Annotated in this window: 31 protein-coding genes and 1 other RNA gene; 24 read left to right on the plus strand and 8 right to left on the minus strand. The window is 37.2% G+C overall.

Features of this window, described 5'->3' with window-relative positions; genetic code table 11:
• Nucleotides 1-8 precede the first annotated feature (8 nt).
• The 5 genes from rnpB to K9N40_01680 all read left to right on the plus strand — a co-directional run bounded on the left by rnpB (nucleotide 9) and on the right by K9N40_01680 (nucleotide 4887).
• An RNA gene (rnpB, locus tag K9N40_01660) (RNase P RNA component class A) lies at nucleotides 9-425 on the plus strand.
• Between the two features lie 37 nt (nucleotides 426-462).
• Nucleotides 463-2181 carry a single-stranded-DNA-specific exonuclease RecJ gene (gene recJ / locus K9N40_01665; GenBank protein ID MCF7813169.1) on the plus strand — a complete coding sequence of 573 codons (1719 nt, stop codon included), beginning with the start codon at nucleotides 463-465 and terminating at the stop codon, nucleotides 2179-2181.
• A gap of 4 nt (nucleotides 2182-2185) precedes the next feature.
• Nucleotides 2186-3004 (plus strand): hypothetical protein, encoded by an 819-nt coding sequence (locus K9N40_01670; GenBank protein ID MCF7813170.1) that lies wholly within the window; start codon nucleotides 2186-2188, stop codon nucleotides 3002-3004.
• Nucleotides 2991-4535 (plus strand): apolipoprotein N-acyltransferase, encoded by a 1545-nt coding sequence (gene lnt / locus K9N40_01675; protein MCF7813171.1) that lies wholly within the window; start codon nucleotides 2991-2993, stop codon nucleotides 4533-4535. The genes K9N40_01670 and lnt overlap by 14 nt, the downstream gene beginning before the upstream one ends.
• 7 nt (nucleotides 4536-4542) lie before the next feature.
• Entirely contained in the window at nucleotides 4543-4887 is a 345-nt protein-coding gene (locus tag K9N40_01680) for a MerR family transcriptional regulator (GenBank protein MCF7813172.1), read from the plus strand.
• A gap of 364 nt (nucleotides 4888-5251) precedes the next feature.
• On the opposite strand, the gene K9N40_01685 is transcribed toward K9N40_01680, so the two are convergent.
• A complete protein-coding gene (locus tag K9N40_01685) occupies nucleotides 5252-6505 on the minus strand; it encodes an SUMF1/EgtB/PvdO family nonheme iron enzyme (GenBank protein ID MCF7813173.1) in 1254 nt (417 codons plus the stop codon).
• Nucleotides 6506-6593: 88 nt separating this feature from the next.
• Between K9N40_01685 and K9N40_01690 the strand changes: the two genes are divergently transcribed.
• The 4 genes from K9N40_01690 (at nucleotide 6594) to K9N40_01705 (ending at nucleotide 8783) form a co-directional block, all read left to right on the plus strand.
• The gene (locus tag K9N40_01690) at nucleotides 6594-7553 is read left to right on the plus strand and encodes an aminoglycoside 6-adenylyltransferase (GenBank protein MCF7813174.1); all 960 of its coding nucleotides are present in this window, start codon (nucleotides 6594-6596) and stop codon (nucleotides 7551-7553) included.
• A gap of 66 nt (nucleotides 7554-7619) precedes the next feature.
• Nucleotides 7620-8066, plus strand: a complete 447-nt coding sequence (locus tag K9N40_01695; protein MCF7813175.1) for a GNAT family N-acetyltransferase — start codon at nucleotides 7620-7622, stop codon at nucleotides 8064-8066.
• Nucleotides 8023-8418: a VOC family protein gene (locus tag K9N40_01700; protein MCF7813176.1), complete on the plus strand. Its 396-nt coding sequence runs from the start codon at nucleotides 8023-8025 to the stop codon at nucleotides 8416-8418. Before K9N40_01695 ends, K9N40_01700 begins: the two co-directional genes overlap by 44 nt.
• A 134-nt stretch (nucleotides 8419-8552) precedes the next feature.
• A complete protein-coding gene (locus K9N40_01705; GenBank protein ID MCF7813177.1) occupies nucleotides 8553-8783 on the plus strand; it encodes a DUF2164 domain-containing protein in 231 nt (76 codons plus the stop codon).
• Between the two features lie 125 nt (nucleotides 8784-8908).
• Here the strand turns inward: K9N40_01705 and K9N40_01710 are convergent, their stop codons facing one another.
• The 4 genes from K9N40_01710 to K9N40_01725 form a co-directional block, all read right to left on the minus strand.
• Nucleotides 8909-9415, minus strand: coding sequence for a Spy/CpxP family protein refolding chaperone (locus K9N40_01710; protein MCF7813178.1), 507 nt, complete (start codon nucleotides 9413-9415; stop codon nucleotides 8909-8911).
• Between the two features lie 102 nt (nucleotides 9416-9517).
• Nucleotides 9518-9958 carry a hypothetical protein gene (locus tag K9N40_01715; GenBank protein ID MCF7813179.1) on the minus strand — a complete coding sequence of 147 codons (441 nt, stop codon included), beginning with the start codon at nucleotides 9956-9958 and terminating at the stop codon, nucleotides 9518-9520.
• Nucleotides 9958-10383 (minus strand): zf-HC2 domain-containing protein, encoded by a 426-nt coding sequence (locus K9N40_01720; protein MCF7813180.1) that lies wholly within the window; start codon nucleotides 10381-10383, stop codon nucleotides 9958-9960. Before K9N40_01720 ends, K9N40_01715 begins: the two co-directional genes overlap by 1 nt.
• Complete coding sequence (locus K9N40_01725) at nucleotides 10352-10912, minus strand: sigma-70 family RNA polymerase sigma factor (GenBank protein MCF7813181.1); 561 nt, start codon at nucleotides 10910-10912, stop codon at nucleotides 10352-10354. The genes K9N40_01720 and K9N40_01725 overlap by 32 nt, the downstream gene beginning before the upstream one ends.
• Before the next feature lie 186 nt (nucleotides 10913-11098).
• On the opposite strand from K9N40_01725, the gene rpmB reads away from it, so the two are divergent.
• The 12 genes from rpmB (at nucleotide 11099) to K9N40_01785 (ending at nucleotide 18409) form a co-directional block, all read left to right on the plus strand.
• Nucleotides 11099-11290 carry a 50S ribosomal protein L28 gene (gene rpmB / locus K9N40_01730; protein MCF7813182.1) on the plus strand — a complete coding sequence of 64 codons (192 nt, stop codon included), beginning with the start codon at nucleotides 11099-11101 and terminating at the stop codon, nucleotides 11288-11290.
• 146 nt (nucleotides 11291-11436) lie between these two features.
• Nucleotides 11437-11919: an adenosine-specific kinase gene (locus K9N40_01735; GenBank protein MCF7813183.1), complete on the plus strand. Its 483-nt coding sequence runs from the start codon at nucleotides 11437-11439 to the stop codon at nucleotides 11917-11919.
• Nucleotides 11920-11932: 13 nt separating this feature from the next.
• On the plus strand, nucleotides 11933-12481 hold the full coding sequence (gene thpR, locus K9N40_01740) for an RNA 2',3'-cyclic phosphodiesterase (protein ID MCF7813184.1): 549 nt from the start codon (nucleotides 11933-11935) through the stop codon (nucleotides 12479-12481).
• 12 nt (nucleotides 12482-12493) lie between these two features.
• On the plus strand, nucleotides 12494-13531 hold the full coding sequence (gene recA, locus K9N40_01745; GenBank protein ID MCF7813185.1) for a recombinase RecA: 1038 nt from the start codon (nucleotides 12494-12496) through the stop codon (nucleotides 13529-13531).
• On the plus strand, nucleotides 13509-14123 hold the full coding sequence (locus K9N40_01750; GenBank protein MCF7813186.1) for a RecX family transcriptional regulator: 615 nt from the start codon (nucleotides 13509-13511) through the stop codon (nucleotides 14121-14123). The genes recA and K9N40_01750 overlap by 23 nt, the downstream gene beginning before the upstream one ends.
• Entirely contained in the window at nucleotides 14123-14605 is a 483-nt protein-coding gene (locus tag K9N40_01755) for a phosphoribosyltransferase (protein ID MCF7813187.1), read from the plus strand. Before K9N40_01750 ends, K9N40_01755 begins: the two co-directional genes overlap by 1 nt.
• A gap of 94 nt (nucleotides 14606-14699) precedes the next feature.
• Nucleotides 14700-15143, plus strand: coding sequence for an SRPBCC domain-containing protein (locus K9N40_01760; protein ID MCF7813188.1), 444 nt, complete (start codon nucleotides 14700-14702; stop codon nucleotides 15141-15143).
• Nucleotides 15144-15306: 163 nt separating this feature from the next.
• A complete protein-coding gene (locus K9N40_01765) occupies nucleotides 15307-16410 on the plus strand; it encodes a Nif3-like dinuclear metal center hexameric protein (GenBank protein ID MCF7813189.1) in 1104 nt (367 codons plus the stop codon).
• An 89-nt stretch (nucleotides 16411-16499) separates the two neighbouring features.
• Complete coding sequence (locus K9N40_01770; protein ID MCF7813190.1) at nucleotides 16500-17270, plus strand: DUF4065 domain-containing protein; 771 nt, start codon at nucleotides 16500-16502, stop codon at nucleotides 17268-17270.
• A 3-nt stretch (nucleotides 17271-17273) separates the two neighbouring features.
• A complete protein-coding gene (locus tag K9N40_01775; protein ID MCF7813191.1) occupies nucleotides 17274-17630 on the plus strand; it encodes a hypothetical protein in 357 nt (118 codons plus the stop codon).
• A 123-nt stretch (nucleotides 17631-17753) separates the two neighbouring features.
• On the plus strand, nucleotides 17754-17960 hold the full coding sequence (locus K9N40_01780) for a transposase (protein ID MCF7813192.1): 207 nt from the start codon (nucleotides 17754-17756) through the stop codon (nucleotides 17958-17960).
• 20 nt (nucleotides 17961-17980) lie between these two features.
• Nucleotides 17981-18409, plus strand: a complete 429-nt coding sequence (locus tag K9N40_01785; GenBank protein MCF7813193.1) for a VTT domain-containing protein — start codon at nucleotides 17981-17983, stop codon at nucleotides 18407-18409.
• A gap of 58 nt (nucleotides 18410-18467) precedes the next feature.
• On the opposite strand, the gene K9N40_01790 is transcribed toward K9N40_01785, so the two are convergent.
• The 3 genes from K9N40_01790 to K9N40_01800 form a co-directional block, all read right to left on the minus strand.
• The gene (locus K9N40_01790; protein ID MCF7813194.1) at nucleotides 18468-19250 is read right to left on the minus strand and encodes a hypothetical protein; all 783 of its coding nucleotides are present in this window, start codon (nucleotides 19248-19250) and stop codon (nucleotides 18468-18470) included.
• A gap of 138 nt (nucleotides 19251-19388) precedes the next feature.
• Nucleotides 19389-20366 carry a carbohydrate ABC transporter permease gene (locus tag K9N40_01795; protein ID MCF7813195.1) on the minus strand — a complete coding sequence of 326 codons (978 nt, stop codon included), beginning with the start codon at nucleotides 20364-20366 and terminating at the stop codon, nucleotides 19389-19391.
• 9 nt (nucleotides 20367-20375) lie between these two features.
• Complete coding sequence (locus K9N40_01800; GenBank protein MCF7813196.1) at nucleotides 20376-21320, minus strand: sugar ABC transporter permease; 945 nt, start codon at nucleotides 21318-21320, stop codon at nucleotides 20376-20378.
• Nucleotides 21321-21455: 135 nt separating this feature from the next.
• Here K9N40_01800 and K9N40_01805 point away from each other — a divergent pair, with 135 nt between their 5' ends.
• The 3 genes from K9N40_01805 to K9N40_01815 all read left to right on the plus strand — a co-directional run bounded on the left by K9N40_01805 (nucleotide 21456) and on the right by K9N40_01815 (nucleotide 25941).
• Nucleotides 21456-22058: a TetR/AcrR family transcriptional regulator gene (locus tag K9N40_01805; GenBank protein MCF7813197.1), complete on the plus strand. Its 603-nt coding sequence runs from the start codon at nucleotides 21456-21458 to the stop codon at nucleotides 22056-22058.
• 19 nt (nucleotides 22059-22077) lie between these two features.
• Nucleotides 22078-23265: a PDZ domain-containing protein gene (locus K9N40_01810; GenBank protein MCF7813198.1), complete on the plus strand. Its 1188-nt coding sequence runs from the start codon at nucleotides 22078-22080 to the stop codon at nucleotides 23263-23265.
• A gap of 516 nt (nucleotides 23266-23781) precedes the next feature.
• Nucleotides 23782-25941: a right-handed parallel beta-helix repeat-containing protein gene (locus K9N40_01815; protein ID MCF7813199.1), complete on the plus strand. Its 2160-nt coding sequence runs from the start codon at nucleotides 23782-23784 to the stop codon at nucleotides 25939-25941.
• The last annotated feature ends 164 nt before the right edge of the window (nucleotides 25942-26105 follow it).

The following is a 26105-nucleotide window of genomic DNA, read 5'->3' on the forward strand; positions in this document are numbered from 1 at the left end:
TAAGTGTCAAAGAGGATAAAGTGTCTGTCTCAGCACCTAATTTGAAGTTTTTGAATTCAAAAACTTCAAATTAGGTGCTGGGGAGGAAAGTCCGAACACCAAAGGGCAGGATACTTTCTAACTGAAAGTCCCGGCAACGGGAAGCCAGCTCCACAGAAACAAACCGTCTCGAATTTTCGAGACAAGGGTGAAATGGTGGTGTAAGAGACCACCAGATCTCGATGTGAATCGAGATGCTCGGAAAGCCTTATCCGGTGCAATGCCAAATAGGAAAGCAATGAATCGGCCCGATTCGCTTTCGGGTAGGCAGCTAAAATCGGTCGCTTGCGAATCCATTTGGATATAGCAATATCCGATTTAGAGAAATAGACGCTCTATCACTTGTTAGGTGATAAACAGAATTCGGCTTAATATCTTCTTTGACACAGTAATATTGTAAAAAAGAAAAAAAAGGATAGATCAATGCAAAAAAGGTGGCAGATTTCTGAGCCTTTGACGGAAGAACAATTAGTACACAAAAATAAAATTATCGAAGAAATCAAATGCCCGGAATTGATAGCAGAAATGCTGATCCGCCGAGAAACAATTGATATTGAAAGGATCAAATCATTTTTCAATCCCAACCTGGATGATGTTCACGATCCATTTATTTTCCCCGATATGGAAAAAGCCGTAAACAGAATTATCGAAGCTATCCAAAATAAAGAATTAATAACTATTTATGGTGATTATGATGTGGATGGAACTACTTCCACTTCCATGCTTTACCTCGGTCTAAAAAAAATTGGTGCCAACATCGATTTTTATATTCCTCACCGCATGATAGACGGTTATGGACTTTCTCTCAGTGGAGTAGATCAGATCAAAGAAAACGGCACAGAACTTATTATCAGCGTAGATTGCGGCATCAATGCTATCGAAGAAGTTGATCAGATAAATGCTCTTGATATCGATATTATCGTAACCGATCATCACAATCCCAAGGAAATTTTACCGAAAGCTTATGCCATTATCAATCCCAAAATGGAAGAAAGTGGCTATCCCTTCAAAGAACTAGCTGGAGTGGGAGTCGCTTATAAACTCCTGGTAGCGGTTTACACAAAATTGAATTTGGATACAAGCGATTTGATTGATAAATATGTAGATCTGGTTGCACTTGGCACGATCGCTGATATCGTTCCTTTGGTTGGAGAAAATCGTATTTTTGCCAGCATCGGTCTTAAACGTCTGATAGAAAAGCATAATATAGGTTTGAATGCTCTTATCAACATTGCCGGGCTTTCTCACAAAGAATTAAATTCCAGTGATATTGTTTTTGGGATCGCTCCACGCATAAATGCTGCCGGAAGAATGGGAAGCGCTCTACGGGCTGTGGAGTTGATGGTTTCTGTCGATGAAGAAGAAAGTGAAGAACTTGCTCAAATAATTGAACGAGAAAATTCCATACGACAGCAGATTGATCAAAGAACTTTCCAGGAAGCCTGCGACATAATTGAAAAGAAATATAAAAACATGGATGAGAATTCTCTGATAGTAGTTTCTTCGGATGGCTGGCATCCAGGAGTTATTGGAATTGTAGCTTCCAAACTGGTAGAAAAATATTACAAACCAACTATCATGATAAGCTTTAAAGACGGCGTGGGAAGTGGTTCGGGAAGAAGTATTTCCGGGTTCAATTTATTCGACGCCCTGCAATCTGTAGAAGGCTATCTGGAAACTTTCGGTGGTCATAAATATGCTGCCGGTCTTTCAGTTTTGATGGAATATCTGGATATTCTGGAGAACAAACTTTCCAAATATGTGAATGAAAATGTAACTCCAGATCAGCTGATTCCACCTCTAAAGATCGAATCTTCATTGGAACTTTACGAGATAAATGAAAACCTGCTGGAATGGATGAACAAATTTGCTCCCTTCGGACCGGGAAATATGCGTCCAACCTTCTTCACAGAAAGAGTCATGATAATTGGTTTTCCTTATAATGTTGGAAAAAATCATCTCAAACTAAAAGTGATGAAAGACGGTTGCACACTCGATCTTATCGGCTTTAATCTGGGTGATTTTCTACCTTTCCTCAAAAAAGGTTCTCTGGTTGATATTGCCTATTCATTGGAATTTAACACCTGGCAGGGCAGAACCACCATCCAAGGAAAACTGAAAGATATTAAATTCGTAGAATAAGATCATGAAACCTGTTCATATTCTATTGCTATTTATTTTTGTTCTTGCATCATGCTCAGAAATTCAGTTACAGCAAAATTATGTTCCCGTCAGCTTTGAAACTATTATAGAAATTTATCCCGATTTCACTCCACAAAAATGCCTCTATTCTTCTACTTACAAAACTGCTTTCGTACAGGAAAAAGGTAATAATTTGATCCATATTTATAAATATGGCAAACGTGTAAATACGATCGGTGGAATGGGTTTTGACCAAGTAAATTTCAGCAATCTATCTGACATTACTTTAGCTCCAGACGGCAGTCTTCTGGCTTTGGATAGTTTTGCCAAAAAAATTAAAAAATTTGATGATGAAGGAAAATTTATTACTGAATTTTCTTTGAATAATTTCGTTGAGCCTGTGCTTTTTGATGTTGCTCTGGATGAAACTTTCTACATTTACGATCGCTCCCGAAATGAAATCGTTTCTACCAATTTATTCACTTCCGCCGATGATTTTCAGTTTGGTAGTTTTCAACTTCTTAAAACACCTTCAAACCTGATTTTAAATAACAATCAAATAATTATTAACGACAAAGAAAATAATGTCACACTCATCTTTGATAATTTTGGACAGAAACAAACTGAACTAACTGGTTATTATCAAATTCAAAGACAACAGAAATTTTTGTTGGAACCATATTATATTCAGCATTTACAAAGTGAATCTCGTTTTTGCATTTCCGTGCAAAAGTGGCGGAAATTTCATCAAAAAAATGGTTTTACGATTTTAGTGGGAAAATCTAAAATCCTGATAGGTAAGCTGCAATATGAAATTCGCTAATTTCTTTCGAACCTCCCATTTTTACAAACCAGCTTTAGCGGGATTAATAATGGGACTCAGCCGCCTTCCGATCCATCTGGGTTTTCTTGTATTCTTCGGTTTTATCCCACTTTTTTCCTGGTTTTCGGAAAACCGTTCCTACAAAAAACAGATCCAGGCCGGCATCGTTTTTGCCGTAGTTTATACTCTCGTGTCTCTGCACTGGATCAGCCTGGTAACTTTGGGTGGTTTTTTTGGTCTTTTCATTTTGTTTGGATTCTATTTTTCGCTACTTTTTATTCTTATAAATTTAGTCTGGAACTATTTTTCCAAGCTGAGATTTCTCTCATTTCTCTGTTCGTGGATGGCTTTTGAATATTTACAGAATTTTGGTGAATTCAGATTTCCCTGGTTTAATATCGGCTATTCTTTAGCAGATTATCTTCCTTTTATTCAAATTGCCGAAATTGGTGGTATTTACCTGATCTCAGTTTTCATTATTTCCGTCAGTTTTCTGCTCTGGAAAATGAATTCGAATTTCAAGCAGAATTTTATAATATTAAGTATTTTAATGACTTTATGGGCTGGATTTGGAATTTTACGCTTGAATACTTTGAAGATTGAAGAAACCAATACTAAAATTTCCTTGGTTCAAGCCAGCATTCCCCAGGAAATGAAATGGCAGGATTCGTTTAAAGATACAACTGTGGAAAGATATACAAAGTTGACAAAGCAAGCCGCAGAGCAGCATCCAGATATGATCATCTGGCCGGAATCGGCACTTCCGGTTTATACCCTCAAAAGTCGCGTTCATAAAAATCTTGTTCAAAAGCTGGCTAATGAAATAGATGCTGATATTTTTATGGGAATGCCGCATTATGAATTTGCCGGAAAATCACATCCTGGAGGAGAACGTTATTATTATTATAATGCAGCTACCCGTTTTGGCAAAACTGGCAAGATCGATGCTTATTATGTGAAGAATATTCTGGTTCCCTTTGGCGAGAGAATGCCCTTTTTAAAATTTCTACCGTTTTTATGGAATGTTCATCTGGGGCAGGCAAACTGGGAATACGGTACGAAACAAGAATTTTACAAAGTTGAGGATTATACTTATTCTCCGCTGATCTGCTTTGAAATTGCTTTTGAAGAGTTAACAACAAAAATGGCTAAACATGGTGTAGATTTTATCGTCAATATTACTAACGATGCCTGGTTCCGACGTTCTGCCGGAACGTATCAGCATGCAGTGATGACCAAAATTCGAGCTGTGGAAACTCGCCGTTCTATTTATCGTTGCGCAAATACTGGTTTTTCTATGATCGTTTCTCCCACCGGAGAAGTTTTGCAGCAATCCAATTTATTCGAGCAGACGATCCTTTCCAATAATTTGTTACTATGTACTCAAAATTCTTTCTTTACAGAATATTTCTGGTGGTTTCCAATTGTTTTTGTGTTTGGAGCAGGTATAATGCTAATTTGGATAATCGTGAAAAAGAAACTTAAATTCAAGAAAAGTGAACAGAATGATCCTGTGATCTTGTCTGAATGAGAATAAAATGAGTAAATTTTATTATACGATCGGTGAAGTTTGTAATTTGCTGGACCTGAAAGCGCATGTTCTGCGTTATTGGGAAAAGGAATTTCCACAGGTAAAGCCACGCAAAAGATTGGGTCGAAATCGCCGTTACACACCGGAAGATATCGAGCTTTTAAAAAAAATTAAACACATGCTTTATGAGCAGCGACTTACAATCGAAGGTGCTCGTAAAAAACTGAAGGTAGTAAAAAAACAACCAAACCAGATTGAACTTGATTTTACAGTCGATAAGAATGAAGTGAAGAAAAAGATAATCAGAGAATTGAAGGAAGTAAAAGAGATTTTGGAAAGACACGAAGATTAGTAGCTGTGAAGGAAATAAAGAAAATTCTTAAATTTGACTCTCCCCGTGGCAGAGCCAAGGGGTATTTCGCCAAATTTATTTCAGCAAGCTGAAAATCGAATTTTCATTATTTACCCCTCTCCGGCACACGCCGGATCTCCCCTCAAACAGGGGAGAAAATTTGGAAAATCCCGATGCAGAGCAACGAGAAATTCTTTCGATTAATTCTGAACTTATCGAAAATTTTGAGTAACTCTACGAACTTCAACTGTTTGGATATTCCGAACAGTTTCAAACAATTTAACTATTTCCATTTTGGAAACAGTTCAAAATGAAGGCAGCAGACAGGTGAAGAGGAACATTGAATACTACAACCTGGATGCAGTTATTTCAGCAGCAGCATTTTTCCTTTATAAATATGTTTATTTTCGGTCCTGATTGAATAAAAATACATTCCACTTGAAACTGGTTTTCCTCTGTCGTCAGTTCCATTCCAGGTGAGGGAACCTGTGTGACTTTGGGAAGGGTTGACGGGGAGAGTTTTCACTTTCTGCCCTTTCAGATTGTAAATTTCAATTCGTGATAATTCGTGTGAATTCGCCTGCCTGCTCGTAGCATTGCGAAGACTGGTGATTTCAAAATATATCGTTGTACTTGGATTGAATGGATTTGGATAAACCTTGAATTTTACTGGTTCTGTTTCCAGTTCATCATCAATTGATACTTCTTCCGGAATAAATACAATTCTGAAACCAAAGTCAAAATAGCTGTGATCCTGATAATTTCGGGATCGCTGGACAGCAGAAACTTGTGAAATTGGACTCATCCAACCGGCTCCACGAATCACTTTTCTTATTCCGTTATCGGGTCCAGTCGGATCAATTTGGCAAGCAATAGAATATTCATCGAACCAGTCATTACACCATTCCCAGACATTTCCGCAAAATTCAGAACAACCCAGTTCACTGTCTCCGTTCGGTGAATAAATTCCCACTTCTGCTAAACCTCCAATTCCCAGGCCAAAACAATTCACTCTGGTAGAATCCGGCGGTTCATTTCCCCAGGGATAAAAGCGCTGGTCATTATATCTTGCAGCATATTCCCATTCGGCTTCAGTTGGAAGTCTGAATCCACTTTCAGAATAGATCTGGCACTGCCACGAATTCAGGTCATATAACTCAGAAAACCCATGAATCCGACTAAGAATATTGCAATAAAATGCTGCTCCGTACCAGGTCAGCTCCACAACAGGAAACTGCTCCATTCCCGCTGAAAAAACAAATTCAAACCCAGTGAAATCTATCATACATGTATTTGAATCAAGATCTAAGAGTTCCTGTTGATCACCATTTAGATTTTTCACACTTTCTTCTGGAATTATCAGTAATTCTTCTTCGGATAGAGCATAGTTCAAGACATCACAGAATTCCAAAACAGTAATCTCAAATCTGCCAATTTCAAAATTGTTGGTAAGTGTTACAGGATGTTCAATTAATCCTAAACTGTCAGCACCCATCACAAAGCTTCCAGCTGGTATTTCGATCATTTCCGGTGTTTGACCCGCCAAAGGCGAACAAACCAGAATGATCAAAGCCAAAGCTACAATCTTCCTACTTTTTTCAATCATTATCAAATTCATATTTTGATGAATGAAATGATGATCGTTTTTGTGTCAATTGTTTCAGAAATTATTTGCCAGAACTGGTAGAGAATTTATTTGTTCACATATGAAGAATAAAGAAAAAATTTTAACAAACATCATCGATTGGGCAGAGACGATCGACCAGATCAAAGTGATCATTCTGGAAGGCTCACTGGCTGCCGGTGAAGAAAAGGATGAGTTATCCGATTTCGATATCAATCTTTTTGTGGAAGACACTGAGCAATTCCTGCAAAATGATGAGTGGTTCACACAATTCGATGAAATCGTCGTTTTTCAAAAAGAGAGAACTTTTTATCGAGATACATTCATTCGCACGAGATTGGTGATCTACCAAAATTCCCGCAGAGTAGATTTTTCGCTGTGGCCGGTTTCAATTCTGGAAAGCTGGATAAAGAATCAGGAATTGCCGGAATTTTACAAAAACGGCTATGAAATTTTATTAGATAAATTGAATATTGCAGACAACTTAACCAAACCTTCTTACGATGGTTACCCGGTAACTAAACCTTCAAAAGATGTTTTCCTGCAAACGATCTACAACTTCTATTTCGAAGCTGCTATCATTGCCAAATATCTGTCTCGAGGAAATCTCTGGTTTGCCTGCAAACTTTCAAATGGACCGATCAAATATTTTCTGCAGCAGATGATAATCTGGCAGGCAGCAGAAAAAGCAAATTGGAATCTGCAGGGAATGAACAGTCTGGGCAAAAATCTGGAAGAGAAGATATCTGCAGATATTATTCAAAAATTGCACAAAACTTTCTCAAAGTATGATTTAAATGATTGCTGGAAAAGCCTGTTTTTTATGATTGAAATGTTTGATGAGATTTCCAAGAAATTATCAGTAAAATTTGAAATTGAATATCCTGATAAAAAGATTGGAAAAGTAATGAATTATATCAATAAAATTAAATCTCGTCACGCAGATCAGGCTACCGAAAAATCAATAAACTGTTGCAAGAGCTGCGAAAATAAAAGTTTCGCAGCGGAAGCAATGAAACAAGAAAGAAGTGAAAAACAATAATCAATTCAGTAACCACTTGTGTCATCCTGAGCGAAGTCGAAGGACGGTTATGAAAAAAGGAAGAAAATGATAAAATATACATCGGAAATTAATAATTTAAAACCCGAAATGCTGACCGGATTTTTCGTTGGCTGGCCAAATTCGCCTTCCCCCAAAAAGCATTATGAAATCCTGCAATACAGTTACAAGTTTTTGGCAGCAGTTGAAGATGGAAAAGTGCTTGGATTTATCAATGCAATATCGGATGGAGTTCAGGCGGCTTATATTCCGCTGTTAGAAGTTTTGCCGGAATATCAGGGAAAGGGAATTGGCCGGAAACTGGTGGAATTGATGCTGGAAGAATTGAAGGAATTTTATATGATCGATCTGGTTTGTGATGAAAAAATGACAGGTTTTTACAATAAATTTGGCTTGCAGAAATTTACCGCAATGGGAGTTAGAAATATGGAGAAACAGAATGGAGAATGTAGTGAACTTCGGCAAACTGCATCACATAGAGATCTACGTGGATGATCTGCAAAAGACAAAAGAATTCTGGAGCTGGTTTTTATCAGAATTAGGTTACAGAAAATTTCAGATTTGGGAAAGCGGAATCAGCTTCAAGCTGGCAGAAACTTATATCGTTTTTGTGCAGACCGAAGAGAGATATCGAGACGTAAAATATCATCGCTGCCGTTCCGGCTTGAATCATCTGGCCTTTCATGGTTCCAGCAGAGAATCCGTAGATGATTTAACGGCAAAACTGCGAGCAAAGGGAATCAGAATTTTGTATGAAGATCGCCATCCATTTGCCGGAGGAACAGATTATTATGCAGTATTTTTTGAAGATCCGGACAGGATGAAGGTGGAAGTGGTGGCGGATTAACCAATAATCTGCGTACAATTGGGTTCAATTATATTCACATAGCTCCGGCTGCCAGTTCTTAATACTTCCTGCAGCAGGAGCTGCCCAAGATCAGCATTTCACAGCGGGAGCTGTGAAACGAGGATAAGGAAAATATGAAGAAAAAGAAAATAGAGCTTTCCCAAGAACAAAGAGAAAAGATTATCGAAGAAATTATCAGTTTCTTTTACAATGAACGAAATGAAGAAATCGGTGAGCTGGCAGCTATTTTACTATTGGATTTCTTTACGAAAAAAATTGGTCCGTTCTTCTATAATGAAGGAATTAAAGATGCTATTAAATTCATGCAGGAACGCGTGGAAGATATGTTTGGATTGGAGATCTGAAATTTGTTTATTTCCTGAGTTTTAATTTCAGACAAAAAGCCGGATCGCTTTTACGACCCGGCCTGTTTGAGGAGAACGCACGTCAGTTTTCAGTATTTATTTCCCTTACTTAAGTGCATTTTATGCTACTTATCTTCCTTGCAATGTTCCATTTTCTTGTTTTGCATCTTCCTGTTTTGATGTCCCATCATTCTCATTTCTTTTGCTTCTTCCTGCTGTTCAGGAGTTAGTTCATTCCACACATCTTCGTGATGATCGATCTTAGCTAAAGCTATATCTTTCTTCCGATCATAAATTTTATCAGTCAGCTTTTTTACTTTTGCAAAATCCTGATCCATCATGGCTGTTTTTTTATCGACTTGCAGGATTTTCTCATCAGCGTGTAACTGAATCATTTTCTTATCATGAGCTATTTTGAGTTCATCGATCTTGTCTTTTTGTGCATCAGTCAAATCCAGATTTTCACACAACATTCCCATTGGATTTCCCATGCCATGATGCTGCATTTCCTGGTTCATCATCTTTTGATTTTTTCTACCTTGCCAGCCATTTCTTTCGCCCATTCCATCAAATGCTGCCAATGCAGCTGCAATTCCTACTACTAATACCAGTGTTACAATTATTCTCTTCATTTCTTCCTCCATTTTTTTTCTTTTTTTTGGGTAAATTGTTCAATTTACTGAGTTCGGAATTATTGAACATTTCCAACTTTTCACTTCTATTTTTGGTAAATATTAAAACTTATTCTTTATTTTTCTACCCGGGTGTCTTTCAAAACGTCTTTCATGCATCTGCATTTGTCCAAATATCCGTTTAGCCTCTTCAGCACTCATTTTTTTCCGAAGCTCGATCATAGATTTTCCGATCTCAGTTTCCATTTCCATGTGTTTTTCTACACTTATTCGCATCATTTCCAAAGCTTTTTCTTCTTGAAAATCAGGAGCGACGAGAGATTTTAGGAAATCTTTTTTACTTTCGGTAAATTCTCTGCCGCATACCTGTAATTCATCTCTTTTTTCATAGAAAAACTGCCTGGCTGGCGGTCTCATTTCGTGGGGATGGATAGCCGCACGAGGAAAAGGTGCAAAGAAAAACCTGTAAGCAAAACCACCCAGAAAAGCAAGATTGAATGCCAGCGATATGAGCAGCAGGTATTTTATGTTTCGCGTTTGCATTATTCTTCTCCTTCAAAAAAACTGTAAAGAGTCTCTTCTCCAAAATTGAAAACACTGCTGCTGGCTGTTGTGGAATTATCAGGAAATGATTTTTGATAAGTAACGTCTGCCAGAAGAATTCCAATTAAAAAGGAAATTGCCATCGAAGCTGCGATGGAAAAGCTGACAATTCTTTTACCGAACCAGTAATGTTTTGTTTCCATTTCTTGTACAGTAGCCAGAATTCTCTGATTCAAGTATTCTGGAACTTCTTCTTCTTCATATTTATCCAGGAAAGAACTCAAGTTTGTGATCTCGCGTAAATTCTGCTGGCAAGCCGAGCAGCTTTTCAAATGCTTTTGAATTTCTTCAAATTCATTTTTAGAAAGCTCACCGTCGGCATAAGCATTCAATTTATGCGAATATCTGCATTCTTTCTTCTTCATTTTTCTCACCTCTGCTTTTAAAGACTTTTTTTCGCTTCATTTCCTGCGAAATTATTTTTTTTAGTTTTCGTTTGGCACGTACCAACCTGCTATCCACTGCCTTTTCTGTTGTTTCTAAAACTTTTGCAATTTCTCTGTAACTCATTTTCTGATAAAACTGCATCTCCAATATGGTAGCATATTTTTGTGGCAGTTGGGAAAATGCTGACTTAAGAATTTCAATATTTTTATTATTTATTTCTGCTTCTTTTTCTCCGGCAGGAAGATGCTCCATCTCAGAATAATTGATAGAATGTTTATCGCGTTTTTTTCTTTTTTTGATAAGGTTTAGAGCTCTGTTGTGAGCAGTTCTATAAAGATAGGAAACATGAGCTTCCTGGCTGATCGTTTCCATTTTTTTGTAAAAGGCAACAAAGGTTTCCTGCAAAATGTCTTCAGCATCTTCGCGGTTGCGCAGAATTTTGAGAAGGTAGTTGAATATCTTCTTATTTTGCTTCCGCAATATCTGCTCGAAACTGCTTCTCTCCATTTCCCTCAAACCTTTTTTAATCATTCTCTATCATATTTCTCACTTGCTATTCTATATGACAATAAATAAATTTTTTCCTGTGGAAAAACAAAATATTTTTTCTCCCAATAAAATTCCTTGCCAGATGAAAGCTTACATTTTTTTTTGTCCAACCTGATGAAAATTAAGTGATTAGGAAGGTGAATTATGTCGAAAGTTTGTGATATTTGCGGCAAAGGCGCACAGGTTGGAAACAACCGAAGTCATGCTTTGAACGCCACAAAAAGAAAATTCTATCCTAACCTTCAGAAAATGAAGGCAGAGATAGATGGCAAAGTAAAAAAAGTAAGAGTTTGCTCTACTTGCATCAAAAGCAACAAAGTAAAAAAAGTTGTATAATTTTAAGTTATAATAAAGAAAGACCCTTTGCGGAACTTTATTCTATTAAAGACCCAGTAGCGGTCTTTTTTTTTATGCTCAAAAAAATCCTTTACGATAAAATCAGAAAATCTGAAATTTGTATTAAATAAACAGCGGAGTGTAATATGGAACTTAGATTAGAAAAAATCGATTTCCCGGAAGATTGCAATATCATTTTCGGAATGTCACACTTCATTAAAACAGTAGAAGATTTGTATGAAGCCTTGGTAAATTCTGTACCCGGGATCAAATTTGGAATGGCTTTTAACGAAGCTTCCGGTCCCTGCCTGGTTCGCAAGGAAGGAACCGACAATGAATTGATGGGAATCGCGGTGGAAAATCAGAGAAGAATTGGTGCTGGTCACACTTTTCTTATCGTGATGCGAAATGCTTTTCCTATCAACGTGCTGCCGGCTGTAAAATCTTGTCGAGAAGTTGTGAACATCTGGTGTGCAACTGCAAATCCGGTTCAGGTAATTCTGGCAGAAACCGATCAAGGTCGTGGTGTTTTGGGAGTTGTAGACGGATTTTCTCCAAAAGGAATAGAGCTGGATACCGACATCACAAATCGCAAAAAATTCCTGCTGGATATCGGTTACAAAAGATAATCTGAAATTCTGAATGAGAACATTTTTAGCTTTGGATCTTCCCGATCCAATTAGGCAGATTATATCCAGTCTCAGCTCCGAGCTTCAATCATTAAATGTTTCAGGAATTAATTGGGTAGAATCGGAAAATCTGCACATCACTTTTCAATTTATCGGAGATACTCATCAACATCATATTTTGGAGATCACCGATTTTCTGGAAGACATTTTCTCACAGATGCAATCCATTCATTTTTCCGAACCAAAACTTCAAATTATTCCGCAAAGAGATCCCAGAATTATCTGGCTCAGCCTGCAAACTAATCACAAGAAAATATTTCAAGCTTCTCGAAAAATAAAGGAAAAACTGCTTGAAATGGGCTATAAGCTGGATAAGAAGCCGTTAAAATTTCATATAACTCTGGGCAGAATAAAAAAAAGATTGCCAAAATTCTTCATTCAAAAAATATTAACTACAGAGTTAAAAACGATCGGTTTTGATATTTCGGAAGCTGCTCTTTATCAGAGTTTTTTGCGACCGGAAGGACCGGTGTACGATAAGATTGTTAAATATGAGTTTTAAAAAGGAGAAAACATGAGTGTAAAAGATAAAAATTCAGCTTTGAAAACAGCATTAACCCAACTCGATAAACAGTTTGGCGTGGGAACTGTGATGCGTCTCGGCGATAAACCGAAAGAAGATATTAACGCAATTCCAACCGGAGCGATAAATCTGGATGCAGCACTGGGAATTGGGGGAATACCACGTGGTCGAGTTACCGAAATTTACGGACCGGAAGCATCGGGGAAAACCACGATTGCTCTGCATTGCGTAGCTGAAGCACAAAAACAGGAAGGTGTAGTCGCCTTCATCGATGTGGAACATGCGCTCGATCCGGTTTATGCCGCAAGTATTGGTGTAGATACCAATAATCTTCTGCTTTCTCAGCCTGATGGTGGTGAGCAGGCTTTGGAAATCGTAGAAACACTGGTGCGCAGCAGCGCTATCGATCTGATCGTAGTTGATTCTGTAGCAGCTCTGGTTCCCAAAGCAGAGATCGAAGGAAACATGGGAGATTCTCATGTTGGCTTGCAGGCTCGTTTGATGTCTCAAGCTCTAAGAAAACTAACTGGAATTATCAGCAAATCAAAAACCGCTGTTATATTCATCAATCAAACCAGGATGAAAATCGGCGTTCCTGCTTATGTAAATCCCGAAACTACTACCGGCGGAGTGGCACTTAAATTTTATTCTTCTGTTCGCTTGGAAGTACGTAAAGTCGGTTCGATAAAAAAAGTGGGAGCAGAAGCAGAAATCATTGGTAATAAAACTCGTGTAAAGATCGTAAAAAATAAGTTCGCGCCACCCTTTAAAAAAATAGAATTTCCTATCATGTTTGGTGTGGGAATTTCTCATCTGGATATTCTCATCGAAATTGCAGTGCAACATGATATCGTGAAGAAGAGCGGTTCCTGGTTCTCTTATGGAGAAACCAAAATCGGCCAGGGTTCGGAGCGCGTAAAAGATTTTCTGAATGAAAACGAAGAAGTTTTTTCCGAAATCGAAAAAGAAGTAAAAATTATTCTCGGACTCATAAAAGAAGAGGACGATGAAGGTAAGGACGAAGAATAAAACCAAAACTATTTTCATCGTTTCAATAGATGAAGAAATTTGGGGAACTCTGCCAGCCAGAGTTCTCCGTTTTTTTTCTATTTTGCCCGATCGGGAAAATGATATTCCCGACATCAAAAAAGCAGATATAATCAATGAAATTGAGATATTCAATTGGGATAAATTACTTAATTTTTTAGCTTATCGTGAACGTTCTATCTGGGAATGCAAAAATTTTTTAAAACAACAATTCCTGCCTTCCCAACTTATAGAAAAACTGCTGAAAAAAGCTGTGGAAAAGAACTTCGTAAATGATGAACGTTTTGCTGAAATGTATGTGCAGGATCTCACCTCTAAGAACAAGAACGAAAGACAAATACGTTCCAAACTGATTGCAAAACACATCCCTGAAAATGTAGCTGAAAAAGTGATATCAGAAAATTTTTCTGTGAAGAACAAAGAACAAGTTTTGTCTGTCAATTATCAAAAAGCTGTCAGCAAATTTTACAGCCTTCCCACCCAAAAAAGAAAAGAAAAAATACTTAACTACTTGACCCGAAAAGGATTTTCTTATTGGGATGTAAAACAGAAAATGGATGAGGAAGGTTATTGATGAGCAAGGTTGAAAAGATCAGATATTCCTACGATCAGATCCACGAAATTGTGAAAAAGATGGCAGAAAAAATAACAGAGAAATATGGCAAAATAGATATCATAATCAGCATCGCTACCGGCGGTTGGATTCCCGCCAGAATTCTGCGAACATTTCTTCCTCATTCAGAGCAGCTTCCACTTCCTTTGTATTCCATCGGAATTATAAATTACGACAGCCGAGATAAACTTCTCAGTGAAGCGATCATCGTTCAGGAATTACCGGCAAAGTTGAATTTGGAAGGTAAAAATGTGTTGCTGGTGGATGAAGTAGCAGATTCGGGCGGAACGTTTATCAAAGCGGCAGAATATATCGAATCCAAGAATCCAGAAAAGTTAAGAACGGCAGTTTTACATCTAAAAGAACAATCCAGCTTCAAGCCAGACATCGTAGGAGAATTTGCCGGAAATAATTGGATTGTTTACCCGTGGGATGCAAAATGAAAACATCGGATTGTTGGCAGATAATCCGATTGTTTTTGATAACAGATTCAAACGTTCCGAAGAGCTCCGCACATTTGGAAGTTTAAGGTGAAAAATGAAAAAACATATTTATAAAGAAATCGTAATTCCGGCCAAAATAACGAGAGTTTGGAAAGCCTGGACTGTGAAGGAAGAATTGATTAAATTCTTTTCTCCCGAAGCTGAAGTTGAGATGAAAATCGGTGGAAAATATGAGATGTATTTTCTGGTTGATAACCCTGTCGGAACGCGCGGTGGAGAAGGAAATAAAATTTTGAGTTTTCTGCCGCATAAAATGCTGTCTTTCAGCTGGAATGCACCGCCGCAATATCCAGAAGTGCGCAAAGAAAAAACCTGGTGCGTGCTTTTCTTTGATAAATTAGATTTAACTTCCACTAAAATCAGATTTTATCATCTTGGCTGGCAGGAAGGTGATGAATGGGACCAGGTTTACGATTATTTTCAGAAAGCCTGGGATTATGTTTTGGGAAATTTACAGAAATATTTTGAGAAAAAATAAGTGTCGCCGAGCTTGTTTCATCCGTCAGGTGCCGACACCGTCCTGAGCTTGTCGAAGGACGAAGAGAAATTAAGGTTAATTTTCATTAAATTTTGAAATGGTTTTTAACCCCCTGTGTCCCCCTTTCCAGGGGGAAATGAGGAAAAAAAGGAAAAAGTCTATCATGAAAAAAGAAAAGAAAATTACAGTCTCGGAAATAGTTAATCACATCCATAAAACTGCTCATCCCGATTTAGCATTCAATTGGGATAATGTGGGATTTCAAATTGGTGATGGAAATCAGGAAGTGAAGAAAATCCTGCTTACTCTGGATGTGACGGAAAATGCTATCAACAAAGCGATCAAAGAAAATATCGGTCTCATCATTTCTCATCATCCGTTTATTTTCAAACCGCTCAAAAAGATTACCAATCCGCTGTATCTCAAACTGATCAAAAACGACATCGCAGTTTTCTGCGCTCACACAAATCTGGATGTGATCAAGAAAGGTGTAAATTCTGCTTTGGCAGGAAAGCTGAAGCTGCAGAATATTGAATTTCTAACTTCAGATTCCGGTGCTTCAGTTTATCATGTTGCTGTTTATGTTCCAGCCGGAAATATGGTGGAAGTTGCAAATGCAGTTTTTGAAGCAGGTGCAGGAATAATCGGAAACTACAGTAACTGCATGAATGATTACGAAGTGAGTGGACAGTTCATTCCGAAAGAAGGAAGCAATCCCATCTTGGGCAGTCAGAATAAACTGGAAAAAGTTGTGGAACGTAAATTTGAATTTTTCGTCGATTCGTTTAAACTTCCCAAAGTTTTGGATACGATGAAAAAAGCTCATCCTTACGAAACTCCGGCGTTTGCCGTTTATCCGCAGGAAAAACCGAATGAAAATTATGGTTTGGGAATGCTGGGAAATTTAACTCAGGAAATGACTTTGGAAGATTTTACTGAATTTGTAAAAATAAGACTGAAAGCTCCGTTTGTGAAGTTATGGCCGGCAGATAAAAAGAAAAATATTCTGATCAAAAAAGTGGCAGTTTGCGGCGGCAGCGGAACTTCTCTTATTCCTCAGGTTTATGGAAGAGCAGATGTTTTTGTTTCGGCAGATTTTACTTATCACACAATTCTGGACTGTAAAATTCCCCTGATTGATGCAGGACATTTCTACACCGAAAATCCAGTATTGCAGAACCTGAAAGAAATGCTGCAGGAATTTGAACTGGAAATTTTAGAACTTAGTCCAAAACAACATGAGATAAAGAAATTAGAGGTTTTGTAAAATATTCCAACATTGCATTGTTATATTTTTTAACAATTATTCTTGACGCATAAACTCTCTGAATTAACTTATCCCGCAGGAGGATAAAAATGTTTGATTTCAATAAAAAAATGGGGATAAGAATAAAAGAACTAAGAGAGGAATTAAATCTGTCTCAAAGTGAATTTGCCGGCAGATTAAATCTGCGCAGAGAAGCCATAACCAATCTGGAAAATGGTAAACGTAAAATTACCGCCGAAGAATTGGCAAAAATCTCGAAAATTCTCAATATTTCAATCGATGCTCTGCTAAACCCTGAAAAGGACATTTCAGTTATTTTAGAAAAAGAAAAGCAGATTCCTAAAACTAATTCTGAGATCCGTATTAATGTTCCTCAAAAAAACATAAATAAATTCAAAGAAGTTTTACTCTATATTTTAAATAAGGTTGGTTCAAAACCAAATATCGGTGAAACTGTTCTATATAAAATCTTATATTTCATTGATTTTGATTTCTATGAAAAATATGAAGAACAATTGATCGGTGCAACTTATCAAAAGAATAATTATGGCCCTACTCCCAAAGAATTTATTAAGATCGTTTCTGAAATGGAAGGCAAAGATCTACGAAAATTAAAGGATGAATATTTCAAATATCCACAAACAAAATACCTGCCTCTGCGAGAACCGGATCTTTCAATTCTGGAAGCAAGGGAAACGCAATTAATCGATCATGTTATTGCCAAGCTTGCCGATATGAATGCAGCTCAAATCAGTGAATATTCTCATGGAGATGTTCCCTGGCTTACAACTGAAGATAGCGCTATCATTGATTATGAAAGTGTGTTTTATCGTACAGCTCCATATTCAGTTAGAAATTAATCTATGCAACTCGCTTTTTCGAAAGAATTTAAAAGAGATTTGAAGAAATTAAAGAAACCGTTTCGTACTCTTGATTCTGACCTGCAGAATTTCATCAAAGTTCAGATCAAACTTTTCCATGAATTGAAACTCGATAACCAGGGAATTGTTGAAATTTCCGGTTTGGGAATCGAATATCCCAAAATCTTTAAAGCTCGGAAATTTGCCTGCCGTTCATTAAAAGGAACAGGCTCTCGCAGTGGAATCAGAATTATTTATGCTTATTTTCTCGATCAAAATAAGATCGAATTCATCGAGATTTATTACAAAGGTGATAAAGAAAATGAAGATCAGGAAAGGATTGAAAGCAAATATGGATAGAAAGAAATTATGGCTTGAAATATATCAATTCATCGGTCGATTCATGAATCGACCAAAAAAGATTCCTTTCAAAAAAATTCAATTACTCGTGTGATTCGGGAATCACACCAACAAAGGCGAAAAATGTTGATTTCAAAAGTTATTGGAAAATTCAAAATGCAATCTGCAAAAGAAATAAATATTATACGAGAAACACCTGGAAAAAGAGTTTGGCAACGTAGATATTATGATCATATCATTAGAAATCAACAAGATTTGAATAACACAAAACATTACATCATCAATAATCCAAAAAATTGGATTGGAGATGATAATTTCTTGGAGATATAAATTTGGATATTCCCCTCTGGATGTCGGAATTCATACAGAATTACGGAATAATTGCGTTATTTGTAACATCGTTCATTGCGGCTACGATCGTGCCGGCAAGTTCGGCGGCAATTCTACTGGCAGCGCTGGCTGCCAAAGCCCCGGTTGTGCCTGCTTTCATTGCCTGTTCGGTTGGCAACAGCCTGGGTTGTGCTGCCAATTACTGGATGGGTTATCTGATCGGGAAACCGCTCATTCCCAAATTGGAAAAAAGCAAAAGCGGACGCAAAGCTCTGGAATATTCACAAAAATACGGAACCTGGAGTCTGCTGCTTTCCTGGACGCCTTTTCTGGGAGATCCACTCACAATCGCGGCTGGAATTTTCCGGGTAAATTTCCTTAAATTTTCGTTGATCGTTTATTCTTTGCGGATTGTTGGTTATGCTTTGATTGCGATATTTTTTGTTTAGTTTAAATATAAACAGCCTTCCCAAAATTGAGAAGGCTGCATTCAAAGAAAATCTTTATCTATTTAAATTCTAAGGTTACTTTATCTTTTGTCTCTGCTTTCACTCCAGGAAAATCCATCATCATATTTTCCATTTGTGTTGGTTGCATTTCTTCCATTTTCTTCATCAATAAGACAGATTTTTCATCTTTCATCAATTCAGCAAAAATTATTTCCTGCAAAATAATCTCATTTCCATTTATATGATCTGCATCGGAATCTGTAATGGTACCATTCACCACAATTTTTGTAGAAACTTCCATGTCGGCATAAAGTGTTTGAGCCATTTGCATTGCCTGCTGCTGTTCTTCATCAGTTATTTCTTCCATTTCTTCGTCTTCCCATTCCATATCTTCCGGTGTTTCTTCCATTTCTTCTTTCGGGAAAATAATTTCCAATTTTGCCTTCTTTCCTTTATGAAATTTGAAACTGAGATTATCCTGAACTGAACTTCCCATGCCCATATCCATCATTTCACCAGCGGCATCTTCGGCAATTGTCAATTTTTCTATGTCTGGAAAAGAATAGGTAACTTCATAACCTTTCAAACTGTTTTTATGAACCGCTTTACTACTTACATACTTAACGCCTTCGCCGTATTTGGAAGCATCAGATTTCAACTGTTCCACATCATGATAAGTGCTTTCTCCACCAGGCTTTTTGCCCAATTCCGAAGATAGCAGAAACATCTCCACGATCGTTCCGCTGCCGTCTTTGTTCACGTTGATGATACGATGCGACTGAAAACAGCCAGCTAATAATAATACCATTCCTAAAATTACGACAAATAATGCTTTTTTCATTTCCCTTCCCCTTTTTCAATAAAATATCTTATTTATTTTACTCGCTATCCTTCGACTTCGCTCAGGATGACAGGCTTTTATCAGTGTCTATCCACGTAAATCATTGAGCTATTTTGTTCGCTTTTATCCGTTGCAAACTTACCCCTTCAAACCACTCGATGCGAAACTGGCGATGATCTGCTTCTGAGCAATTACAAATAGAATTACCAGCGGCAAAATGCTGAAAGTGGAGGCAGCCATCAGCAGCGAAGTTTGCGTGGAAGCTTCCTGAGAGAAATAACTGAGTCCAACCTGCAGTACGCGCAGTTCCGGGCTGTCAGTCATGATCAGTGGCCACATAAAACTGTTCCAGCTGCCGATAAATCCAAAAATCGCCGCTGTTGCGATCACCGATTTGGAAAGCGGTAACACGATCTTCCACAAAATCTTGAAGCGGCTGCAACCGTCTATTTCTGCAGCATCGAAAAGATCACGCGGAATGGTTTTGAATTGCTGACGCAGCAGGAAAATCGTGAAAATATTGGCAATCCAGGGCACGATAAGAGCCTGATAAGTATCTATCCAACCCAGATGATTCAAAAGCACGTAAGATGGAATCAGGTAAACCGGCTGCGGAACCATCATCATACTGATAAAAAGATAGAAAATAAAATCCTGACCTTTGAATTTCATCGTGGCAAATGCATAAGATGCCAGCGATCCCGTTATCAAAACGCCGATAACCACACAACACGAGACAATGATCGTGTTCAAAAAATAGCGACCGAAAGGAACTTTATTGAACGCTAAAGCAAAATTTTCCCAATGCAGTTTTACCTTTTTCTCATGCCGGATGGCTGTATTTGGCACTTTAGCATAAGAACGTATACGATTCATTTCTACATCAAAAAGATGAACATAAGAGCTGTCTGCATCTTCTTTTACAATCGTTGCGTAATAATCTTTTCCGTTTTCTGTGTAGATGTCAGATTCTTCGAAAAAAGAAAATCCCACATTGCCTTTATTCACTTCCAATTGAGATTTTACAGAAGTTGTCAGCATCCAGGCAAAAGGAATTACCATGACAAGTCCGCAGAAACCCAAAATAAAATAAGTAATTATTTTTTTGAAATTCATGCTGACCTCCTAATAATGAACCTTTTTTTCCAGTTTTTTCTGCAGCATAGTCAAGCCGAGAATTATCGCAAACAATACAAGTGCAATTGCACTGGCATAACTTAAATTATTACTTTCACCAAATCCCTTGTCAAACAGGAAATAAACGATCACTTTGGTTGTTCCGAGAGGTCCACCAACCGGAGGTCCGGTCATCAAATAAATTTGCGAGAAAACCTGAAATGTAACAATCGTTGTCATCATCAAAACGTAATAAGTAGTTGGAGAGATCAGCGGCCAGGTTATTCTAAAGAATTGCTTTATCTTTCCTGCTCCATCGATATCCGCAGCTTCATAATACACGTTGGGAATGTTTTGCAATCCTGCCAGATAGATGATCGTATTGTATCCGAGTCCTTTCCAGATCGTTACAATAATTATCGAAAAAAGTGCCAGAGAAGGTCCACCAGCCCAGGTAGGAATTTCAATTCCCATGCTGCCGAAAAGAAGCTGAAAAATTCCGCGGCTTTCTGCCAGCCATCCCAATGGATCCAGACCGATCTTTTCCAGAAAATAATTTGCTAATCCGGATTGCTGGTTGAAAATGATCTTCCAGACAATAGAAATAGCAACCATCGAGGTTACAGTTGGCACAAAATAGACCGAACGAAAAAAACTCTTCAATTTTTTGATGCCGTTCAATAGATTAGCAAAAAATAACGATAGCACCAAACTGATGGGAACCACAAATATTACCAAATAAAATGTGTTTACCAGCGATTGCCAGAATTCCTTGTCGTGCATCATGTGAACATAATTATCAAAGCCGATAAAATCTCCTGCCCCGGTTACCGTCCATTCAAAAAAACTAACGATGAAGGACAGGACAATTGGAATGAGACGAAAAACCAGAATTATTATAAAAGCAGGCAGCAGATAAAGATAAGGACCGAAATCAAACTTCTTTTTTTTCATAAATTTTCCTCAAATTATTCTTTGCAAATAATTATAGTGCGAGATTGAATGTCAAATGAATAATAAAAGCAAAAAAAATATTTGACAGATTTAAAGTTCTCAAAAATTTTACCTACCAGTCGGTAAGGAGGGGAAGTGAAAAAGACAAAAACTGTTATCGTGAAAACAGCTTTAAAGTTGTTTCTTCAAAAAGGATTTTATAATGTGTCGATGAATATGATCGCTGATGAAATAGGAATTTCCAAACCTGCGATCTATCATCATTTCAGAAACAAGGATGCCATGGTAGAAGGTGTTTTAGATTATTTTACTGAACGCATGGCAGAATGGAGTAACGATTACTATTCCAATTTAAGCTCCGGTAGAGATTTCATCGAAAGAATGTTCAAGGCGATTCCAATTTACAAGGATGTAGAAACGGTTCTTCTGGATGAATCAGTAGAATCTTATCCCTATTCCTACAACGATCTTCTGATGATTCTAAGCAAATACAAACCAGAATTAAGGGAAAGGATCGCTCAAGATCAGACGCGAGCCAGGAACAGATTGAAAGAATATATCAGCCAGGCTCAAAATGAAAATTTAATAAGAACGGATCTGCAGCCTTCGCGCCTGGCAACAATGATCCATACTATCATTGAAGGATCGGCTTTTATCTGTGAACTCGATCCTAAACTAAAAGTACAACGTGTAACGAATGAAGTTTATGAGATCGTTAAAAAATTGATCATGAAATGATGAATATAAGGAGTTGATGATGAAACAATTTATTGGGACAATTACCCTGATCGTTCTGATCTCAATTATTTCCTGCGAAAATCCTCAAATTGCCATGTTTGAGAAATTCAAAGGTGGAGAAGCTGTAGAGATCAAAGATGAAATCGTTGTTCCCTTCACCCTGAAACGTTCCCACGTAATTCAGGTTCCCGTTTATTTAAAAGACAAAAATTACAGGTTCATTTTAGATACCGGCGGCATGACCATGGCAAATGCGGAACTCAATGACAGTTTGAACTTTGAAACGATGGAAACTCCACAGCAAAATGTTAAAATGGCATTAACTGATGAGATCAAATTGGGAGATGCCTGCGTAAAAGGCATGAAACTTGCTTTAACCGATTTTGATGACACATTTAAACTGGATATGCCGGGAATGATCGGAACCGATTATCTGCGTTTTTTCAATGTTCAGATCGATTATCAGAATAGGCAAATCACTCTCAGAAATTCATACAAAATGAAAAGAAATAATCATGATGAACATTTAATGAAATTTGAGATGATCCCACCTTATTTTCCGACTGTTGATTTGGAAATAAATAATGAATTTCACATTCCTGGAATGATAGATACCGGCTTGCATTATGCTTTTGTATTTCCCATCAACTGGATGGAAAATCTACCGGAAGAAGAAAAGCAAAATCTGATTGATGTGGAAGGATATTTTGTGCGTTGGCCCTGGACGGAGTCTCCACAAAATTATTTGTACTTGATGCCAGAAATTATATTGGGTGATATTGTTTTGAAAGATGTTCCTGTTCTATTTGGTGAAATTCCAGATTTTCTGAATAACACTACAGCTTTGATCGGCAAATATTTTCTGGAAAATTATCTGACCACGATCGACTTTCCCAACCGACAGATAAAATTTGAGGAAAGACAAAAATCCAACTATTCACTTCGCTACAGTTCTGGAATTCACATGGCAAAAAAAGCAGGCAAACTGCAGATTACAGGAGTCTTATATAATCCACCCGCATCGGAAGCTAACATTCATCCAACTGATGAATTGATCGCGATCAATGGGAAGAAATATGACGAAATCTCTGAGTTGGAAATTTATAATTTAATGATGGATAAAACGATAGTGAAATTTTACGTTACGATCATCAAAGATAACAAAGAAAAGGAGATTTTACTAACAAAACAGGATTTGTTTGAGTGATGCAAAGTTGGTTCTATCAACCCGATTGATCCGAATGTTTTTACTGGTCGTCCCTGATCATTGGCAATATCTATGTGGTCATCATAAAAACTCGGGCACGTCGTTCTTTGGATAAATCTCTCCAAATACAAAATTTCATTTGACAACCAAAAACCAGAAACGGGAAAGTGACGCCATAAATTTCCAGGGGAAAATATGAATTTGATGAATTTTATTTGGCGCACGTTTAAGCGCTACTTCCCCCCCCCCCCAATATAACACTCTAACACAATATAAAACAAACAATTATGATAACTTCGTTAATTTCCTTAGAAGTAATAAACATGATCTCATCTCTCAAATCGGCAGGTATAAATTCCCTGGAAAATTCTCTACGTTCGGTTTTCGGATCGCAGAGAAATCAAAAGTAAAATGAAGAATTTCCCGTTCATTAACTTTGTTTTATTGGAATTCACCCCGGATTTTTCAATAAACGAAATGAAAAATCCCAGCCGATTTAAAAGAAGAGAGGAAAAGATGAAGAAGATATTCATTGTATTGCAAATAATGTCACTATCTATAACATCATTATTTGCTGTTGAATTATATGTAGGGATAAACCAAACATATTCAACTATTTCAGCAGCCTATGCTGTTGCTCAACCTAATGATGAAATAATTATACATCCGGGATTTTACGAAGAACATTTAGATATTTATATCAACATTAGTCTTACTGGTAGTACGGCAGATCCTACTGACGTAGATATTCAGAGTGATTATTATGGATATTCACCCATACAAATTCATTCTGGAGCTACTTGTGATATTTCTAATATCACAGTATCAAGGGCTTGTGGTGAAGGTATAGGTATGTATAACGCAACTGTTACGATTGAAAATTGTATAGCAGAATATAATGAGTATGCAGGAATTGCAAGTTGTATCTCTGATTTAATTGTAAGAGACTGTGTTATAAGAAATAATGGCGTGTATGGAATGAAATTGGACATTGATCCACCAGATCGAGATATGAGCATAATCGAAAACACATTAGTTTACGGCAATGGTTTTGAAGGAGGTCCAAATAATGGTGCAGGTATTAGGAAGGGGGAAGGACAAATCTCAAATTGTACTATTGTCAATAATAGAAGAGGAGTCACTATTGAGTTACAGCAATACGTACCAACAATAAGTAATTGTATTATTTATGGTAATCAATTATTACAAGTCTCTACCTATATAACTGATGTTACATATTCAGATATTTCAGGTGGATTTGCCGGCACAGGCAACATTGATGCAGATCCTTTATTCGTTGATCCAGTAAATGATGATTATTATCTTGCTTGGTCATCTTCAGAAAAATCTCCCTGTATTGATTCGGGTGATCCTTCAATATTTGATCCGGATGGTACTCCATCAGATATCGGTGCATTTAGAGTTAGTGATCACAAATATGATATAGTAGATCTTCCATCTCAGTTCGTTAATCAAGGATTAAAATGGTTATCTTTTCCAGCTTTAGATAATGTATATCAATCTGAAGATGCAGATCAAGCTCATTACCTTTTGTTTAATATACTTTATCCTGAAAATGAATCAAAATTAAATAAAGTATATTTTGAAGGAATTCCTTTCATCTATCAGAATCTAAATAATGAATGGCAAAATATTTCATTTATATTTCCTCGTACAACTGGTTACATCTTTGAAATGAATGAAGCAGCAGAACTAACAATCAAGGGTTTCAAAGAACCGGATAATTCAACAGTTACTTTAACAGGAAGTGGTATTGAGAATTGGGTTGGTTATTGGTTGGAAGAAACGCAATCTGTGGAAGATGCATTCAGCAATTATTGGGATGGATCTAACATCTATCAAATCCAACATCAAAATTGGACAGCAACTTATTTGGAGGATGATTGGTACATTCAATTATTTGAAGGTGAAAAACCGGCTATTAGTTATGGAGAAATGGTAATAGTTAAGTGTTATGATGCAATTATAAATTTTAGTTGGGATAATAGTACTCCTCCCGAACCTAAAACTACATATTTGGAAACTCAATACTATACATTTGAAGAAGAACCAGCTTATACACCAATATATGTGGAATTGATTCCTGATGACCTTCCACAAGAGATTGGTGCTTTTGTGAATGGCCAATGTATTGGTGCTTCGGTAGTACAAGATGAGTTTACTCAAATTAATGCTTATACAACATCGGCTCCTGCAGGTAATATCGAACTTGAACTTTATTATGGATCGAGAAGTGCTATACAAAGTAAGCATATTAGATCATATAATTGTGCTAATTTCAACAATCCACATCATGTTATGCAACAACTTAATACATCTGAACAAACAGATGCCTGGTTTATTTCTTTGAGAGAAAATGGTTCGATTGTTAACGCTCCAGATAAAGTAAGTCTTACTAACTATCCAAATCCCTTTAATCCCATTACAACAATTGCTTATGGACTACCTTATGCAGACAAAGTTACTATAAATATCTTCAATATCAAAGGTCAATTAGTTAAACAGCTTGTATCAGGAAATCAATCGGAAGGATATTATGAAGCAGTTTGGAATGGAAAAGATGATGCAGGAAAACATGTATCCAGTGGAATCTATTACTATCGCATCTCAACTTGTGGCAAAACCATCAATAAAAAAATGTTGTTGTTGAAATAGAAAATATCTCATCCTGACACCCCTCCCCTCTGTGCCAAGATGACACTGGACACTTTTCTACACTAATTTAGTGTTGAAAAAGGAAGGTGAAAAATGAAGAAATCGAAGAAGAGAATTATTGAATTTGGCGAATTGGAAGGAGTCCGTAGGACGACTGGAAATTC

This window comes from Candidatus Cloacimonadota bacterium (assembly GCA_021734245.1).
Classification (GTDB): Bacteria; Cloacimonadota; Cloacimonadia; order Cloacimonadales; family TCS61; genus B137-G9.